We start from the raw sequence: 18,144 nt of genomic DNA, 5'->3' as shown, positions 1-18,144 counted from the left end.
AAATACTAATGAAGATGAGAACCATGGAGACAATCGAATGAATCCAACCGTCATGCTCCCCCCGCGGCCGGACCGCCGCTGGACGATCGCGAAGCAACTCGGACTCGACACGGCCGTCGTCCGGTTCTGGGGCGTCGACGAGTGGTGGGAGTATGAGACACTGATGCGTACGACAGCCCGGTTTGACGATCACGGCTTTTCGCTGGACGTCGTCGAAGATCGCCCGCCGATGGAAAAAACCGTCCTCGGAAAGGAAGGTCGCGACGAAGAGATCGCAGTAGTCAAAGAACTACTCGAGAACATGGGACGACTCGGTATCGATACCTACTGCTGGGTGTGGACCGAGAACCCGCTGGGTGTCATCCGAACCTCCGACTCGCTCCCCGGACGTGGTAACTCCCGTCGCATCGGCTACGACCACGAGTGGATGGAGCACGCACCCCGCCACGAGGCAGCGGATATCACCGAGGACGAGCTGTGGGAGAACCTGCAGTACTTTCTCGACGAGATCGTCCCCGTTGCAGAGGAGGCGGGTGTAAATCTTGCGCTTCACCCCGACGACCCGCCCACTTCACCCGTTCGAGGCGTCCCTCGCATCGTTACGTCCGTCGACGACTATCGACGGATCCTCGACATGTACGATAGCCCGCGCCACGGCGTGACGTTCTGTCAAGGTAACTTCGCTGCAATGGGAGCAGATCTTCAGGAGACGATCCGCGAGTTCGGCGATCGTCTTCACTTCGTCCACTTTCGTGACGTCGAGGGCGACAGCCGGAACTTCGTCGAGACGTGGCACGACGAGGGGCCGACTGATATGAAAGCTACCATCGAGGCCTACCGAGAGGCCGGCTTCGACGGCCCGATTCGTCCTGACCACGTGCCGCGAATGGTCGGCGAGGAAGACCGTGAGGACGCGATGGCCGGCTATACCGACATGGGCCGTCTGTTCGCCATCGGTTATATTAAGGGGCTACTCGAATAACACGATCTAACTCGACAGTACAACAATGACAATCTCCACCATCGCAGTGACAGGCGGCAACGGCAAAATCGGATCGGCAATCCTCGAGCACCTCGCCGACCACGGTTACGAAACGGTCAACATCTCTCGTGGCAAGCGCTGCGAAGGGGTCTCCGATACGTATATTACGGCTAACCTTCTCGATGCGGGCGAGACGTACGGCGCCATCGCAAAGACAGGTACCGACGCTGTGATCCACATGGGAACGATCCCCGATCCGTACAGTGACCCAGACTACCGCGTTTACGAGAGCAACGTGATGTCCGCAAAACACGTTCTCGAGGCGGCCGACTCGCTGGGTCTCGAGACCGTCTGTCTCCCCTCCAGCATCAACGCGATCGGGAGCGAACACCAGGAGCGGAACGCCGACATACGCTATCTCCCGGTCGATGAAGCCCACCCACGCACGCCGGACGATCCCTACGGGATCGCCAAGCACGCGATGGAGGTGACGGCAGACGGGGTCGGCCGACGCCCGTCCACCGATCTCACCATCGCTTCGTTGCGGTACCCGTGGGTGACGACCGAGGAGGAGATGCGCGAACACTTCGTTGAAGCGGACCGATCGCTGGAAGCACTCGCGAAGGTTCACCCGGCGACGGGCCGAGACGTGCTGTTCTCATACCTCGCCGTCGACGATGCGACGTCCATCGCCCGCAAGGCCGTCGAGGCCGATTTCGAGGGTCACGAAGTATTTTGGGCCGTCGCCGGTGACACGACGGCCGCGGCGCGGACGACCGACATCGCCGCGGAGTACTACCCGAACGCAGAGATCGAGACGGAGTTCGGCGAGCACGAAACGCTCGTCGATCTTTCCAAGGCAGCCGAACTGCTCGACTGGGAGCCCCAGCACAGCTGGCGGGACCTGTCAACTACCCGTCTCTAACGCTTGCTGACGCTCGCGTTTGAGGACCGGGCTTGCCCGTGGGACTCCCCTTCTGGCCGAAACTCGGCGGACGAACTATCGTCGCTCAGGTTCACCGTCCCGGACTTCAGAGCCAGTTGACCGTGGCTCAACCCCGAGGGACGTTTGCCCTCGGGTACAGTTAGCAACTTCAGACCGATGTTCTTCGCCGCGTTGTAGTCGCCGTCGTACTCTTGACCACACTCGTTGCACGCGAACCATCCATCCGAGCCTCGGTTCGTGCTCGATTGGTGGCCACACCGCGAGCAGGTCTGAGACGTAAATGCGGGCGGAATGGGTTCGACCGAGATACCGAACTCGGCGCCCTTCCATTCGAGCATTTCTTGTAGCTCGCGGAACGCCCAATCGTGTATCTGACGCTTGGTGCGGTCGTTCCCGTTATCCATGTTCTCACGGATGTGGGTTAGCCGCTCGACGGCGATGTACGAACAGTCGTGGGTTCGAGCCTCTTCAACGAGTCGCCGAGAGATAGTGTGCAGGCGGTCCAAGACGAAGCGGTTTTCTCGGCCCGACAGTCGCGCAAGCGCCTGCTTTGCGGACCGAGTGCCTTTGGCTTGGAGGCTCCGGCGGACTCGGAAGTAGTGGTTCTGACCCCACAGTAGTTCGCCACCATCGGAGAACGCGCCGGTCGAAGTCACGGCGACGTTCTTCAAGTTCACATCAACGCCCATTACGCGGTCTCCCTCCCGCTGTTCGACCTCTTTCAAGAGGACAATATGGAGGTAGAACGCGCCTTCGTCCTCGCGGTAGTGCAAGGTCCCCATCCGTTTTTCGTAGTCGTCATCATCGAGGTACGACTGCTGGTAGTCACCGATGACGTATTCGACGGCTACCCGTCCGTTGACCGTCGAGAGGGTCGCCGAACGGTCCTTGATGGTCAGCGTCCGTTTGTCGTAGACAGTGGACGGTTCGGAGAAGTGGGGGAGTGGACGGCTGTTGCCCTTCTTCCACTCGGCGACCGTCGATTTGAGGGCTTCGACGGCTTTCGAGTAGGCACGAACGCAGAGGTTCGCGGGAAGGTCGGTTCGGTCTCGCAGGTCGTAGTACACGCGGTCGTGTATCTTCGACTTGTTGAGGATGAGGTAGCCGTCGTCTTTGCGCGCGTTCTCGACCGTGTAGTTCGCGGCGTCGTTGAACTGGTCGATAGTGGTATGGAGGTCGTCCCGTCGATCGTCGGGTACGTCAAGTTTGACGGGGACAGTTCGTTTGACCTCCATTGTAACTTCACATACGGGGTAGGGTATTATAGCCGTTCGGGGAAGGTGGTTTGTGTCCTGCTCGTCGGCTTCCTCCGCTCACTTCGTTCGCTTCGTTGAGGAAGGGGCATCAGCCTTAGGCCACTGGTGAACCGCCTCGAGGCCAGACTCACAGGCACTCGACCTGCTGTAAAGTTCGGCAGGTGAGAGATCGGGAACATCGGCCAGTCATCGTCGGCAGGATCGAAGAGATATCGATATCGCGATATGGAGTTTATAGATTGCTTCGTAAGCGAGCTGTCGGACTGGTCCTGCTTCTTCGCGAGGATGGACGCTTGCCGGTTCTCGAGGAAGAGATCCACATTTGAGCCCGACCGACATCGTCGTTCCCTGGCAGCGGCTCTTTCGCGACGTTTCGTTGCGTATGTTCACCTCGAGGAGCCCCTCGTGTACCAGCCTAAACGCTGTGCGTAGTACGTATCGCTCCCGTTCGAGGTCGCAGCCGTGAGCTCGCGAGCGTAACGCCAGCGCGTCCGCTCGTCTAGATCGGTGCTTTCAGCGTCCGAATCCGCTTCGAGCCACACGGAAAAGTCCTCGACACGGCGCTCAAGGTTTGGGAGTTCCCCGCGACACCGCCTTTCAGCTTCGGTCGAAGGGCCTCCTCGAGGAGTGTTGTGGCCGTCGTCGATTCCGGATTTGCGCGCGATCACCCTCGAGAGGGTACTTCTTCGGATTGTTACCGCCGTAATAGGGCACTTATAGCCGGCGCTTGATTACTGTGCGAATCAAGCGTGTTCCCTTTCCAACCCGATTCGTTCGAGTTCGGTGGAGAGAAGCCCGGAAGGTAAAGACAGTACATTCGTATATTGTATTCTGCTATATAGATTTCGATGGCTGTAACTCCCCACAGTTTCGGAGGATGGGGTAGTTTTGGGTTAAATATCCGTTGACTCGTGATGCTTTTCACCGGTCAAAAATCGACTTCCAACGCTCTCGTGCATAACTATCGGGCGAGTGTGAGAAATTGTTCGGATTCTGGGGTGCTGAACAGCGTTACCACTCCTAAGCGGTGGAGTCAGTAGGGGAGCAGTCGGTCAGTCGGGTGGAATCAACGCCGAGACAACTATCTCGACGCACTTACCTGCGGTCAGGACTGGAGCGTAATCCATCTCGCCGTTGACGGCGGCCTTCAGTAGAAAGTCGGTCAGCCGCCAGATATTGTATAGCAGCACGGCGAACACGAAGTAGAACAACCTTACACGGTAATCCTTCGAAGAGGTCTTCGCAAGGAAATCGTTCTTGATGGAGTTGTACTCGTTTTCGATCTGCCAGCGGCGGCTGTAGCGTCGGCAGAATGCCTCGACCTCGTTGGGTTCGATCTGAGATTTGTTGCGAATACAGCCGTTCCATCGCCTTTCGTCGACGGCACGTACAAGAACCGCATTGAGTGGCTTCCCGTCTCAACGTGAATAGAAGCCGATTTCACCGCAACAGCTCGTCCATCACCCTCCATCGTCTCGATAATATCCCGTTCAGTGCTGTTGACCCGCTTCGGGATGAGGTAGTTCACGCCGAGGTTCGAAAGGGTCTGGAATACCCGCTGAGAATCGAACTCTCGATCACAAAGCACCGTCTCGATTGGTACGTGTTCTTTCGCTCGCCTCACCAGCCGTCGAACGACACGATGAATCTGATTGGGTGGGTTCTCGTCCCACGCTGAACTCTCTCGGACTGGTTCGACAGCCAAGATGAGTGGCGTGTCTCGACCGGCTCGGCGCGGCTGAGACTGAGACTCGCAAGCGTGCGCTGCGGGCGGTCCGGGACATCCCGCAGAGCGGCCACGTTCCGTCGAAGAACTCATCGGCCCGCTTTCGGCGTTCTTGACGACGAGGACAGGGCTGTCAGACTGACGACCGCGAAACTATTCGTTACGCCCGGCTTCGGCCGTACCGGCGAGTGGTTCGGCTGCGACGTTTTCGACGTCACGCCCGACATCATGACGATGGCAAAGGGAGTCTTGGGCGCGTACGCACCGCTTGGAGCGACGATCGTCACCCTAGAGATCACCGCCCGCTTCGAGGACGAGATGTTCTGTTGTTCTGTCACAGTCACACCTACGCGGGCCACCCTGTCTCCTGCGCGGCCATCATGTACATGGGTTGATGTCTCTGGGGTCGGGTGAACGATCCGAATAGACATCTATACCGGCTGTTTGCCCACTCCTTCGGATTCTTGCAAGGGACCAGTCAGAGCCTCGTGTTCTTGGACACATGTTGAAAGACGGCCTCCTTCAACCCCAGCGTATTCGTTCACCGACTAGGGACTTAAACAGGATTCTGATAAAGTTAGAGCCATATATTTATATATTCCGAGATAATGTGTGTCACTGTAACATGGTTCTCTCGACGAGAGCTCGTAACCGCCGCATCGATCCGACGAAGTCGACGAAAACCTGTGTCGACACCCGGGAACGTGTGCGACGAGGGTCTCGATCATCCGTCGGGGATCGCTTGAGGGGAGTCGCATGACGGGCGAGACGGTCGGTGCCATCTCGCTCGTTCCGCCGCTTCTGGCGATCGTCCTCGCGATCGTGACGCGGAAACCAGTTCTCTCGCTGTTCCTTGGAATCTGGTCCGGTGGCGTGATCTACACGACGAGCCACGGCGTGGCGCAGACGCTGGACTGGCTCGTCTCCTCGATCGGCGAGAGCACGTTCAACGCGAAGATCATGCTGATCGTGTTGTTCCTCGGGGCGGGGGTCGCGCTTATCTGGCGGCTCGGCGGGGCGAACGCCATCGCCAACTCGGTGACCGCCTATCTCGACACTCCACGGAAGGTCGGCGGGGCGACGTGGATTTTCGGCATGCTGTGGTTCTTCGACGACTACTCGAACACCGCGATCGTCGGAACCACGATGCGCGAGATCTCCGACGAGGTGCGGGTCTCCCGCGAGAAACTCGCGTATATGATCGACTCGACGGCCGCGCCCGTCGCGACGTTTGGCGTCTCGAGTTGGGTCGCCTACCAGTTGAGCATGATCGAAGAGGGGTACAGCGCCGCGGACGTCTCCGTTGAGGCCGGCGAGGTTCCCGGCGCATTCGCGCTGTTCTTACAGAGCATCCCGTTCAACATGTACTGCCTGTTCGCGGTCGCGATGGTCGGGATCATCGTCTTCACCGGCCGTGACTTCGGCGAGATGCTCGACGCCGAGCATCGGTCGGCGACGGAGGGAAAAGTCCTGCGAGACGAGGCCATTCCGATGCAAAGCGCCGAAGACAGCCTCGGAGCAGTGCTCACCGACTCGCCGAAGCTCCGATACTTCGCCGTCCCGACCCTCGCGCTGATGGCGGTCGTGGTCGGCGGCGCCGCCTACACCGGACTTGGAGCCTCGGACCCCGGTGCCGGGCCGTTCGAGATTGCCGGTAACGCCGCGTTCGTCGACGCGCTCCTGTGGGGAACATTCACGATGGTCGGCGTCGCGTTCGCAATGGGCGTTGGGAGCGGTCTCGCCAGCCTTGACGAGGCGATGGAGACCGTGATCGACGGCTTCGGAATGATGCTGACCGCGCTCACGATCCTCGTGATGGCCTGGACGATCGGAACCGTCACCACCGCGCTCGGCACGGGCGTCTACGTCACGAACATCGCGGAGAACTTCGTGACGCCGACGACGCTCCCGGTCGTCGTGCTGATTGCGTCCGCGTTCATCGCGTTCTCGACGGGCACGTCCTGGGGAACGATGGCGATCGTCACGCCGATCGCGATCCCGCTGGCGTGGAGCGTCGGCGGCGCCACGCCGGAGCTACTCCCCGTCGCGATCGGGACCGTGTTCAGCGGTGCCATCTTCGGGGACCACTGCTCACCCATCTCCGACACGACGATCCTCTCGTCGACGTTCACCGGCGCCGACCATATCGACCACGTCCGCACCCAGATGTACTACGCCACGACGGTGATGATCGTGGCCGCGGTGCTGCTGATCGTGTGGGGCGCCACCCGGATCACGCCGCTGGTGCTGCTCCCAATCGGCGTGGTGACCCTCGTTGGTCTGGTGTACGTGTTGTCCGAGTTCGACGCGAACCGGAAGGGCGTGGAGGCGACCCGCACGGTTCGGGTCGGGAGCGGATCCGTCTCCGACGACGACTGAACGGCTCGTCGGCTTCGGCGGTGCGGATTCTTTCGAACCTCGATCTTGTGTAGCACATCCTCGGCTGGAGTATTTCCGTCGAGCGTTTGATGCGGTTGGTTGTAGTAATGCATGGGCTGTTCAAGCCACTCGCGGACGCTCGCCCGACTGCCAACCCACGAGTTATGGAAGCGGTCGACACGCATCTGGAGGGTATGAAACCACTTTTCGATGAGGTTTCGCTCGGTATAGTTGACCCGATCGCTCAGCCCTAAACGAGCGAGGGCAGTCCAGTAGCCGAACTGATCGACGAGAAATACAGCGTCTGAGAGATCGTGTTTCTCGCAAAGTCCATGCAGAAATGCAGCCGCAGGATCAGTGTCACGCCGACCAAATAACGCGACGTCGAGAATCAGCTTTGTCTCAAGGATTATTGCAGCATACAGCCAAGACCACTCTCCGTTAATCTTGATAGCAGTCTCATCGACGGCGACGCCGTCGGCGGGTCGTGTCCGCTGTCAGCCAGCCGATGTACCCAGTTCCAAATCGCCCCGTGAGAGCGTTCAACGCCTAATTCAGCGAGAATTGTTGTTGTTTCCCGAAGCGAATAACCGGTCTGATGGAGGCGGACGGCGAATGCCCTGACGCAATCGCCGTCCACTCGTTCTCCCAAGATTCTTCTAAATCCTCCTCGTAGCTCTCGCTGAGCAGGTCTGCGAGCATTCTAACCAATTTACTCAACGACCTGCTCACTTCTCAAACTGGCTCAACTAGACAGTGCCCGATCTATCAATGCTCCGCATCGACTACAGCGAGTTTGACTTGATGAACGCCTTTTAACGGACGGATGCGAGATAACAACTGCTCGATTCGTTCACCAGTACCGTCAATGGCTATCGACTCCAAGCAGAGGTGGTCACTGAGGTGAACGTGATGTACTGCAATAATCGTCTCAGTGAAATCGTGCTGTAATTCGGTCATTTCATCGCTTACGCCACTGTGATCATGCTCGTAAAGGACGACAATGGATCCGCTCAGCGTTCCTGATAATCCGGTTTGTTGAGTGAATTCCGTAACAAATGCGCGAAGTGCGTCCCTGGTTGCTTCGGATCGACTATCGTACTGACCCATCTCTACAACGTCGTCAAATTCGGCGAGAAGACTTGGTGGAAGGGTGACGCTCATGCGCTCAACATCTTGGGTCATGAAGGGAATTTCTTTAGCGAACAGTTAAGTCTTGACGGACACCCGCCCGGACGACGAAATACGAAACCGATCGTCCGTAGCCAGTATTACGATTATAATGAGAAGTATTATTACTCGAGCGAATTCCAGAACCTAGTGCGATGTATAGGATTCGCGTTTGGCTTTCAAAATGACGGTGTTGATTACCCTCTTGCGGCGTCTCGGATCGACAGCGTTCGTCGTAACGAGCGTCTCCGTGATCACGTACGGACTGATATTTCTCACACCGGGAGATCCAGCACATACGATACTACACGCACAACGCGGGACTCCACCGTCAGAAGCCGAAGCGGCAGCATTTCGAGCCGAGCACGGACTCGATGAGCCATTTCTGGTGCAGTATATCGCGTGGATTACTGACGTATTGCAGGGAAACCTGGGAACCTCGTACGCTCATTCGGAGAACGTATCGGCGCTGTTAGTCGCTCAGTTCCCGCACACCGTAGAGTTAGCGATCGCTGCGATATTCGTCTCACTGGTGCTTGCTGTCCCTATTGGAGTCACAAGTGCCGTCCACCGGAACACATGGATCGACAGGACCAGCCAGATCGGTGCGCTCGTCGGTGTTTCGATGCCGAATTTTTGGTTGGGATACCTGCTGATTCTCGCGGTTTCGCTTCACCTCGGTCTCACACCAACCTCCGGATCGGGCACGATTTCTCATCTCGTCTTGCCAGCGATAACCCTTGGAACCGGCCTCGCCGCGATCGTCACCCGACTCGTTCGAACAGCGATGCTCGAGGTACTCAACGAGAACTACGTAGACACGGCACGCTCGAAAGGCGTTCGCGAGCGGCTCGTGGTCTACAAGCACGCCTTGCGTAACGCACTCATTCCCGTCGTGACGATCGTCGGGCTTCAGTTCGGGTTCGTTCTCAACGGAGCGGTAGTCGTCGAGGCCGTCTTCCAGCGGCCGGGACTCGGGACGTTACTCGTCGACGCTATCTTCGCACGCGATTACCCTGTGGTTCAGGGCGTCGTCCTGCTGACGGCGGTAGCGTTCGTCGTCACGAACCAGTTAGTCGATCTCGCATACGTCGCACTCGATCCGCGGATCGAACGGGGTGACCGACGATGAGCGAACGACAGAAACCCGTCTCCTCCCCTCGCTGGCAAGTGGTTCATCCGACTCGCGTTCGTGAGTGGATCCGCGAGCGTCTCCGCTCCCAGCGTGTACTCTCGACTCGAGCGAACTTCGGGATCCGTCTCAGCGGCGGTCTCGTCTGTCTTCTCGCAGCTGTCGCCGTCTTCGGGCCGCTCATTACCCCGTACGACCCGGCCGCTCAAACGCTCGAGGCACGCCTCGAGGCCCCTTCGCTCGCCCATCCGCTGGGGACCGACGGTCTCGGACGGGACGTGGCGACGCGAATCGTCTACGGAACCCGGATATCGCTCGCATTAGCGGTCGCTGCGACGACCATCAGGGTGACTGTCGGAACGGTGATCGGGCTGATTTCCGGGTACAGTGGCGGACTTGTCGACACCGTCTTGATGCGGCTGGTCGACGTTCAACTCGCGTTTCCGGGGCTCGTGCTGGCGCTCGTCATTACCGGCGTACTCGGACCGAGCCTGACCAACGTCGTGATGGCCCTCTCGGTCGTCGGCTGGGCGTCCTACGCACGGGTCGTGCGAGGGAACGTACTCGCGACGAAGAACAGTCGGTACGTCGAATCCGCCCGGCTGTACGGAACGCCGCGACGGCGTATCGCTCGACGACACCTGTTGCCGAAGGTCGTTCATCCGGTGCTCGTGTTAGCAACGATGAATCTGGGAACGATCATCCTCACCGCCGCCGGGCTGTCGTATCTGGGACTCGGTGCACAGCCGCCGACCCCCGAGTGGGGAACGATGATCGCTGACAGCCGAATCTATCTCCGGTCGGCCCCGTGGCTCGTCACCGCGCCCGGCGTCACCATCATGGCGACGGTTATCGGATTCAACGTCCTCGGGGACGGGCTGCGAGACGCGCTCGATCCCGACCACCTCGAGGAACGCGAGCGGAGGGAATTCTAGATGCTCGCAGTGGACGAACTCCACGTTCGGTTTCGAACCCGAAACGGCCCCGTTCACGCGGTCAACGGTGCGTCATTTACCATCGATTCCGGCGAAGTCGTCGGACTGGTCGGCGAGAGCGGCTGTGGCAAATCCGTCACCGCACGCTCGATCCTTCGACTCGAGGACCCGGGTGAGATCACTCGAGGGAGCGTCCGGTTCGACGGGACGGACCTGACGACTGTCGACGAGTCGACGGTGCGACGGCTCCGAGGGCAAGAGCTCTCGATCGTCTTCCAGAACCCCGAAACCTCGCTCAACCCGGTGTATACGGTCGGCGAACAGATCGCGGAGGCGCTTCGTGTTCACCGCAATCCGGGTACCCAGCCGTTTGTGCGGGGACTTCTCGCCGGTTCGCTTCCGAAACTCGACTCTCGAAGCACGCGAGATCGCGTCCTCGAATTACTGTCCGAAGTCGGTATTCCCCGTCCCGAAGACCGGATCGACGCCTACCCTCACCAGTTCTCCGGCGGCATGCGCCAGCGAGCGATGCTGGCAATCGCGCTCGCTCAACAGCCTTCGCTGCTGGTCGCCGACGAACCGACGACGTCGCTCGATACGACGACACAAGCCGCGATACTCGACCGCCTCGAGACGGTCAATGCAGAGTATGGAACGAGCGTTCTATTCATCAGTCACGATCTCAGCGTCGTATCACAGTTGTGCGATCGAATTCTCGTCATGTACGACGGGAAGATCGTCGAAAGCGGACCGACGGAGCGACTGCGCTCGAGTCCCGCTCATCCGTACACCAAAGCGCTGCTCGGCTGCGTTCCCGGCCGATCGGATCCGGGAGAGACGTTGCCGACGATCGACGGGAGTCCGCCCGAAGGAACGTTGCCGCCGACCGGCTGCGTCTTCGCCGACCGATGTCCGTTCGCCCGTGAGGAGTGTCGGGTGGCCGACCAACCGGTGATCGAACTCGAGGGCGGACAGCGAGTACGGTGTGGCGTTCCGGACGCCCGCGAGAGCGATCTCGAGACGACGTGGACGAAGACGAGTGGCGAAAGTTCGGCTGCCGCGTCGGCTGAAAAGCGCGGTCAGCGGTCCGACAGCCGCGATTCGGTTGCGAACGATAGCTCGGTGATCGAACTCGAGGGCATAACGAAGACGTTCCGAACCGGCGATGGGCTGTTCGACCGAGTGCTCGGCTCGACGGATCGACTCACAGCGGTTTCAGACGTCTCGCTAACGCTTCGACGCGGTGAAACGCTCGGGCTCGTCGGTGAGAGCGGCTGTGGCAAATCGACGCTCGTCCGACTGATCGCCGGGCTCGAGGTGCCGACGAGCGGGACCATCCGACTCGAGGGAGAGACGGTCGAGACCGTCGACTCGAGACGGGCCGACCAACTCGAAAACGTCGGCGTCGTGTTCCAGCATCCGGAAACGAGCTTGAATCCGCATCGTACCGTTCAGGAGTCGCTCGCCGAGCCGTTACTCGAAGCCGGATGGTCGGAATCGCGGGTCGAAGCGTTGCTCTCGCTCGTCGACCTGCCGCTCGAGTACGTCGATCGGTTCCCGCGCCAACTCTCGGGCGGGCAACTCCAGCGAGTGGCGATCGCCCGTGCGCTCGCGCTCGAGCCATCGGTGCTTTTGCTCGACGAACCGACGGCTGGATTGGACGTCTCGGTGCAGGCGACGGTTCTGAACCTGCTTGCGCGACTGCAGACCGAACTCGACGTTGCGTACCTGTTCGTGTCCCACGATCTGGATGTCGTTCGCCACGTCGCCGATCGGGTTGCAACGATGTACGTCGGTGAACTCGTCGAGGTCGGGCCGGCGAAACGAGTTCTCTCGCGGCCAGCCCACCCCTATACGGCGACCTTGCTCGAGTCGGCTCCGACGCGCGATCCGAACGACGGCCGTAGTCGTGGGGCCGACAGTGGACCAGCGGCGAGCGAGCCGCCGCGACCGGTTGATCAACCCGCGGGCTGTGCGTTTCGCCCTCGGTGTCCGATGGCTGCTGAGGACTGCGAGACGAACGAACCGACGTGGACCACCGTCGCCGACGCGCGATCGCGATGCCACTACGCGACCGAGTGTTCCGAGACAGCGACCCGACACGAAATCGATGACTGACAGGCTAACACCACCGATCGATCGACGCACCGCACTGAAAACGACCCTCGGAATCGGGACGCTGGCCATCGCCGGCTGCCTGGGAAGTGCCGACCAGGATAGCTTCCGGATCGGCGCGCCGTGGGATGCGACCAGAGACCCGCTTGACGGTGGCTCCGCACACGGCGGCGGCATACTCCAGCGTCTCGGGATCATCGAAGCGCTCGTCGGTGTCTCCGACGACGCCGAGCCCGAACCGGCGCTTGCGACGGACTGGGAGCGCGTCGATGACGTCAGTTGGGAGTTCGCGCTTCGGGACGGCGTCGTCTTCCACGACGACACCGAACTCACCGCGGACGCCACGGTCACGTCCCTCGAGCGAACCGTCTCCTCGAGTGCGTTCGCTGACGTGCCGATCGAAGCTGTCGACGCGACCGACCAGTCGACGATCGTCGTCGAGACTGAGACCGCGTTTGCGCCGCTTCCGGCTCACCTCTCGCGTCCTGAAGCCACGATCATTAGTCCCGAGGCGATCGAAGACGATGGCGTTACCGAACCGATAAGCACCGGACCGTTCGTCTTCGAATCGTTCGATCCAGGCTCGGAGCTTCGAGCGATCCGGAACGACGACTACTACGGCGAGACGCCGACGATAGAATCCGTTCGCTACGAAGTCGTCGAAGACGACCAGACCCGCCGACTGAAACTCGAGAACGGCGAACTCGAAATGGCCCGGGAGCTCCCACAGGGGTTCGTTGCCGCCCTTGAGGAAACGGACGGAGTCGACGTCTACACGCCTGCAATTCCGAGAATCCGATTCGTAACGTTCGATACGCGCTCCGCGCCGTTCGACGACGAGCGGGTTCGAAACGCCGTGAGCCGTGCGATCGACCGCGAGAGTATCACCGAGTCCGTGCTCGAAGGAGTCGATAGTCCGGCAATCGGTCCGATTTCGTCCGAGATGGGCGACTGGGCGGACCCGAGCATCGGATCCACACACTACGATCCCGATCGCGCTCGCGAACTGCTGTCGGACGCTGGCTGGACCACCGAGTCGGACGGCGTTCGTACGAACGACGGGTCGGAACTATCGATCGACTGCTACATGTACAACTCGAGAGAGCTACCGGTGATCGGCGAAGTTATTCAGAACCAACTCGCCGAGGTCGGTATCGAGTTCGACCTCACGGTCGTGGAGTACGGCGCGATGATCGATCGCGTGTCCCAGAAGTCGTTCGATATGTATCTCACCTCCTGGGGAACGCTCATCTACCCCGATCCCGACAGACTCGCCGACATGTTTCACTCCGAGGGTGGCCTCTACCACGGGTGGGAACACGAGGAGGTCGATACGTTGCTAGACGAAGCTCGGCGTCTCGAGGATCTCGAGGAACGTCGGACTCGGTATCACGACGTACAAACGATCGTGCTCGACGAAGCGCCGATTGCTGTGCTGACGAACTACACGAACGTCATCGCGACAGCAGCAGCCGTTCACGGGTACGAGCCACATCCTACCGAGACGACGTACGGGCTCGAAAATATCGAGGTCAAAGGATAGTAAGATGATTGTTACAAATGATACCGGATCGGAGAGCAAAGATCGAGTCAAACAGTACTGGAACGGTCGTGCTGGGGAGTACGATGACGACGGCATTTCAGGCATTCACCGCGAGGACCAACGCGAGGCGTGGTTGTCGTACTCCTCGATAAACTCATTGAAATGCCCCGTATTCGGAACGCGATCAACCTCACTGAACTTCCTGCCCCGTTAACGCTGTGCAAAGCGTTCGATAGACTCGATATGGCCGTCTGGTGAGTACTTCTCAACCTCTCTGTTTCACCGCTCCCAACAAATGGTGTTGCGAGGATTGACGCCTCGGGCTTCGACCGCAGTCACGCCTCGAAGCACTCTCCGGAGGAACTCCGCTTGGGTAAAATAAAGATGATATCTTGATTAGTATTCTTAAGTGTCGAAAGAGTAGATGCTATTATGAGACGGCGAAAATATATTGCGGCACTCGGCGCGAGCATCCCAGTCGCCGGATGTCTGTCGGCGAACGAAGCCGAGGATCCGGACACGAACGCGACGGATGACACGAACACAGAGACGTCCGACGGAGCGTTCAGCGTTGGCGATACGACCGGTAAGGTCAACCCTCACGAGCTGACCATCCAAAACGATAGTGATCGTTCGCGGACAATAACCCTTCGTGTCACCGACACCGAAACTGACGAAACCCTCTTGGATCGGTCGTACTCCCTTGGCGGCGGAGAGTCCATTAACGGTGAACTTCGAGGGCCAGCCGAGTACAGGGTGACGGCCACCTTGTCAGATACTGGAACAGAACACGTCAGGAAGGTCGGGAATTACGACACCTGTAACGACCACTGGACGACCGTAACGATTTCCCTTGACGGAACGGTCACGAGTGAATCTATTCGGACTCAGGCAGCGTGTGGTGGCTGAACACCATCGAATCTGGGCACCTCACAATAGCGGAGTGACGGAGACCCCATTCTTCTTGACCAAACGCAAACATTCAGTACAAAGTGTCAGTGTTAGCGGGATGAGGATTTACCCTGTCCAAATGCTATCAGGTATGGACCAGTAAATAAGCAGGTGTAGTGTGCAGTAGCTTCACGAGGAGAAGTATCTAAAGAAGAGTGTCTCAACAGATCCAATTATTCAATACGCACATCTACTGAGCAGTTGATCAAACCACAACCCTTCTAAAGGAACTACGAAATCGTTCACATCGTACGCGTTGAGAGGGCAGGCCTCAACTTTTGCTTTCGAAGAAGATGCCTATATTTTATCATTTTTGTCGGAGTTGTGGTCTCAGTTAGACTTCTTCGTTTCGGTCCGGCATCGGCCGACGAGAAGCGACGTTCCAGTTCGTAGCGATAACAGCTATAGCGATTCGAGGAGTACGGATGGTACTTCCGCGGATCGGCGTCAGGCTACCGACAACCCTGCCGCGGCGGCCATCGGAGGCCGTCACACCGCGTCTCGAGAGGACCCCATGACAACAGACGACCCGACAGACGGAGAGAAACGCATTGTCGAGGGATGGCACGGCCGATACTACGAGGATTTCAGCGTCGGCGACATCTACAAACACCCGTTCGGCCGCACCGTCACCGAAACGGACAACGTCTGGCTGACAAATGTGACGATGAACCTCAACCCGATGCACTTCAACGAAGCGTACGCCGCCGAGACCGAGTTCGGCGAGCGACTCGTCGACGGCACGTTCGTCATCGCGCTCGTCGTCGGAATGAGCGTCATCGACGTGTCGGTAAACGCCACGGCCAACCTCGGATACGACGATATCCGCCACCACGGACCCGTGTATCACGGCGACACGCTCTTCGCCGAAAGCGAAGTGATCGACAAGCGAGAGAGCGACTCTCGAGATCACGTCGGGATCGTGACGACCGAACTGCGCGGCTACAATCAGGACAACGACCTCGTGATCTCCCTCGAGCGGACGCCGATGGTTCTCAAACGCGAGTACGCACGGCCCAGCGCGGCCAAGCCGCCCGGCTGGCCGGAGGGGATCGGAACGCAACCGGAGAACGGGTCATGAGCGGACGACTCGAGGGATCGATCGAACCGGTCGACGCCGCGACGGCTGCGGCCCACGTCGACACCGATGCGGTCGTCGCCGTAAGCGGGTTCGGCGGGGTCGGGTACCCGAAAGCGCTCCCGCTCGCGCTCGCCGACGACGACCGGGAGCTCGCGCTGACGATCATCAGCGGGGGAAGCGTCGGGAAGGAGATCGATACGGCGCTCGTCGAGGCGGGTGCGATCGCGCGTCGCTATCCCTATCAGGCGAGAGCCGCGGCGCGAGAAGCGGTCAACGACGAAACGATCGCGTACCAGGATCGGTTCATCTCGAAACTGGGCGACGAGGTCACGCTCGGACACGTTCCGACGCCCGACGTTGCGATCGTCGAGGCGGTGGCGGCCGGCGACGGCTGGTTCGTTCCCTCGCTCTCGATCGGACACACCGCGGCGTACGTCAGGGCCGCGGAGACGCTACTCGTCGAGGTGAACGACTCGATTCCGCGCGAGGTCGGTCTGTTTCACGACGTCTACGAGCGGGCCTTGCCGCCGAATCGAAGTCCGGTCCCGCTCGAGCACCCGGCGGAGCGTATCGGCGAGGCACGAATCGAGTTCGAGCCGGCGACTCTCCTCGCGGTCGTCGAAACCGAGACGGCCGACGATCCGTACAGCTTCCGCGAGCCGTCGGCGACCGATCGAGAGATCGCCTCGAACCTCGCAACGTTTCTCGAGTCCGAACTGGATCGCTGTTCGATATTCGACGATCGCATCGCACTCCAGTTCGGCGTCGGCAGCCTCGGAAACGCGCTCATGGGGGCGCTCTCGTCGATCGACTTCGGCGACCGCGACGTGTTCTACTACGGGGAGGTGTTTCAGGACGGGTTACTCGAGATGATCGAAAACGGGACGCTTTCGGGTGCCAGCGCGACGGCCTTCGCGCTCTCCTCGGACGGCCAGCAGCGACTGTTTCGCGACATCGACCAGTACAGCGAGTCGGTCGTCCTTCGACCGGCGGACCTCTCTAACAGCCCCGCGCTGATCGATCGATTCGGTGTCGTCGGGATCAACAGCGCCGTCGAAGTCGATCTCTACGGCCACGCGAACTCGACGCACGTCGGCGGCTCGCGCGTGCTAAACGGCGTCGGCGGGAGCGGCGATTTCAACCGGAACGCTGCCCTCTCCGTTACGACACTCCCCTCGAGACGCGGCGCGGAGACGTCGTGTCTCGTTCCGATGTGTCCGCACGTCGATCACACGGAACACGACGTCTCGGTCGTGATCACCGAACAGGGCGTCGCCGATCTCCGGGGGCGTTCCCCTCGCGAGCGCAGCCGATTACTTATCGAACGGTGTAGTCACCCGCAGTTCGTCGACGACCTCGAGGCGTACGTCGCTCGCGGCGAAGCGGCCGGCGGCCACATCCCACACCACCTCGAGTCGGCGTTTTCCTGGCAGTCCTGAGCCGCCGTAAGTCGCCACTGGCCGTATCGACGACGATCAGCGGACATTCCGACCGCGATCACCCGTACTCACGGGCTCGAGAAGTCGATTCGCGCACGTCTCCGGACGGGACGGTCGTTCCGAGCAACCGCAGTCGAGAACGAACGGGGAGAAGAGACTGGATAATCGCCGGGTCGAGCGTTCGGCATCGACGCACGTTATATATCGATGCGGAGAGTCCGGCGTTCAGACCGGTGTTCGGCGCGGAGTTCACTCCGTATCGCTTCGCTCCGCACCGCGAGAGTACACACGCGCGATTGCACCGGAATTACGGCCCGAACGCCGCTGCTGTCGATTGATCCTGTCCACCCCCGTTTCTCTCGAATTCGATTTACGTACATACACATGTAAAGGACGGTGGGAACGGTCCCCTCGCGGCAAACCGTCAGCATCCCCACGCTCACTCCTCGAGGCACGCTGTGAGGTCCTGTATCGGATTTCCGAGGACGC

General features: G+C 59.9%; 11 protein-coding genes and 4 pseudogenes. 11 read left to right on the top strand and 4 right to left on the bottom strand.

All coding sequences use genetic code 11. From position 1 onward, the window contains the following. Window positions 1-37 precede the first annotated feature (37 nt). Together DWB23_RS14050 and DWB23_RS14045 are read left to right on the top strand one after the other, a co-directional pair. Window positions 38-982: a mannonate dehydratase gene (locus DWB23_RS14050; protein WP_238717441.1), complete on the top strand. Its 945-nt coding sequence runs from the start codon at window positions 38-40 to the stop codon at window positions 980-982. A gap of 25 nt (window positions 983-1,007) precedes the next feature. After that, window positions 1,008-1,907 (top strand): NAD-dependent epimerase/dehydratase family protein, encoded by a 900-nt coding sequence (locus DWB23_RS14045; RefSeq protein WP_121743440.1) that lies wholly within the window; start codon window positions 1,008-1,010, stop codon window positions 1,905-1,907. Here DWB23_RS14045 and DWB23_RS23040 read toward each other — a convergent pair. Both DWB23_RS23040 and DWB23_RS24015 read right to left on the bottom strand, forming a co-directional pair. Beyond that, the gene (locus DWB23_RS23040; RefSeq protein ID WP_162989827.1) at window positions 1,904-3,163 is read right to left on the bottom strand and encodes an RNA-guided endonuclease InsQ/TnpB family protein; all 1,260 of its coding nucleotides are present in this window, start codon (window positions 3,161-3,163) and stop codon (window positions 1,904-1,906) included. The two genes, DWB23_RS14045 and DWB23_RS23040, sit on opposite strands and share 4 nt — an antisense overlap. Before the next feature lie 1,073 nt (window positions 3,164-4,236). Next, window positions 4,237-4,910, bottom strand: a pseudogene (locus tag DWB23_RS24015) (transposase); the annotation flags it as partial. A 159-nt stretch (window positions 4,911-5,069) separates the two neighbouring features. Here DWB23_RS24015 and DWB23_RS14025 point away from each other — a divergent pair. After that, window positions 5,070-5,287, top strand: a pseudogene (locus tag DWB23_RS14025) (aminotransferase class III-fold pyridoxal phosphate-dependent enzyme); the annotation flags it as partial. A 379-nt stretch (window positions 5,288-5,666) separates the two neighbouring features. Then, entirely contained in the window at window positions 5,667-7,289 is a 1,623-nt protein-coding gene (locus DWB23_RS14020; RefSeq protein WP_121743438.1) for a Na+/H+ antiporter NhaC family protein, read from the top strand. A gap of 53 nt (window positions 7,290-7,342) precedes the next feature. Here the strand turns inward: DWB23_RS14020 and DWB23_RS14015 are convergent. Continuing rightward, window positions 7,343-7,991 (bottom strand): annotated as a pseudogene (locus DWB23_RS14015) (IS6 family transposase); the annotation flags it as partial. Window positions 7,992-8,057: 66 nt separating this feature from the next. Further along, window positions 8,058-8,474 carry a CopG family ribbon-helix-helix protein gene (locus DWB23_RS14010; protein ID WP_121743437.1) on the bottom strand — a complete coding sequence of 139 codons (417 nt, stop codon included), beginning with the start codon at window positions 8,472-8,474 and terminating at the stop codon, window positions 8,058-8,060. A gap of 175 nt (window positions 8,475-8,649) precedes the next feature. On the opposite strand from DWB23_RS14010, the gene nikB reads away from it, so the two are divergent. The 7 genes and pseudogenes from nikB to DWB23_RS13965 all read left to right on the top strand — a co-directional run bounded on the left by nikB (window position 8,650) and on the right by DWB23_RS13965 (window position 17,655). Next, window positions 8,650-9,591, top strand: coding sequence for a nickel ABC transporter permease (gene nikB, locus DWB23_RS14005; protein WP_121743678.1), 942 nt, complete (start codon window positions 8,650-8,652; stop codon window positions 9,589-9,591). Further along, window positions 9,588-10,526: a nickel transporter permease gene (gene nikC / locus DWB23_RS14000; RefSeq protein ID WP_121743436.1), complete on the top strand. Its 939-nt coding sequence runs from the start codon at window positions 9,588-9,590 to the stop codon at window positions 10,524-10,526. Before nikB ends, nikC begins: the two co-directional genes overlap by 4 nt. Continuing rightward, window positions 10,527-12,644: a dipeptide ABC transporter ATP-binding protein gene (locus DWB23_RS13995; protein WP_121743435.1), complete on the top strand. Its 2,118-nt coding sequence runs from the start codon at window positions 10,527-10,529 to the stop codon at window positions 12,642-12,644. Beyond that, window positions 12,637-14,184 (top strand): ABC transporter substrate-binding protein, encoded by a 1,548-nt coding sequence (locus DWB23_RS13990; RefSeq protein ID WP_121743434.1) that lies wholly within the window; start codon window positions 12,637-12,639, stop codon window positions 14,182-14,184. The genes DWB23_RS13995 and DWB23_RS13990 overlap by 8 nt, the downstream gene beginning before the upstream one ends. Before the next feature lie 141 nt (window positions 14,185-14,325). Continuing rightward, window positions 14,326-14,556 (top strand): annotated as a pseudogene (locus DWB23_RS13980) (IS5/IS1182 family transposase); the annotation flags it as partial. A gap of 1,093 nt (window positions 14,557-15,649) precedes the next feature. After that, window positions 15,650-16,216, top strand: coding sequence for a MaoC family dehydratase (locus DWB23_RS13970; protein ID WP_121743432.1), 567 nt, complete (start codon window positions 15,650-15,652; stop codon window positions 16,214-16,216). After that, entirely contained in the window at window positions 16,213-17,655 is a 1,443-nt protein-coding gene (locus tag DWB23_RS13965; RefSeq protein ID WP_121743431.1) for an acetyl-CoA hydrolase/transferase C-terminal domain-containing protein, read from the top strand. Before DWB23_RS13970 ends, DWB23_RS13965 begins: the two co-directional genes overlap by 4 nt. The last annotated feature ends 489 nt before the right edge of the window (window positions 17,656-18,144 follow it).

The sequence above is a fragment of the Natronorubrum halophilum genome, assembly GCF_003670115.1.
GTDB lineage: Archaea > Halobacteriota > Halobacteria > Halobacteriales > Natrialbaceae > Natronorubrum > Natronorubrum halophilum.
This window is presented reverse-complemented; position numbering and strand designations above follow the sequence as displayed.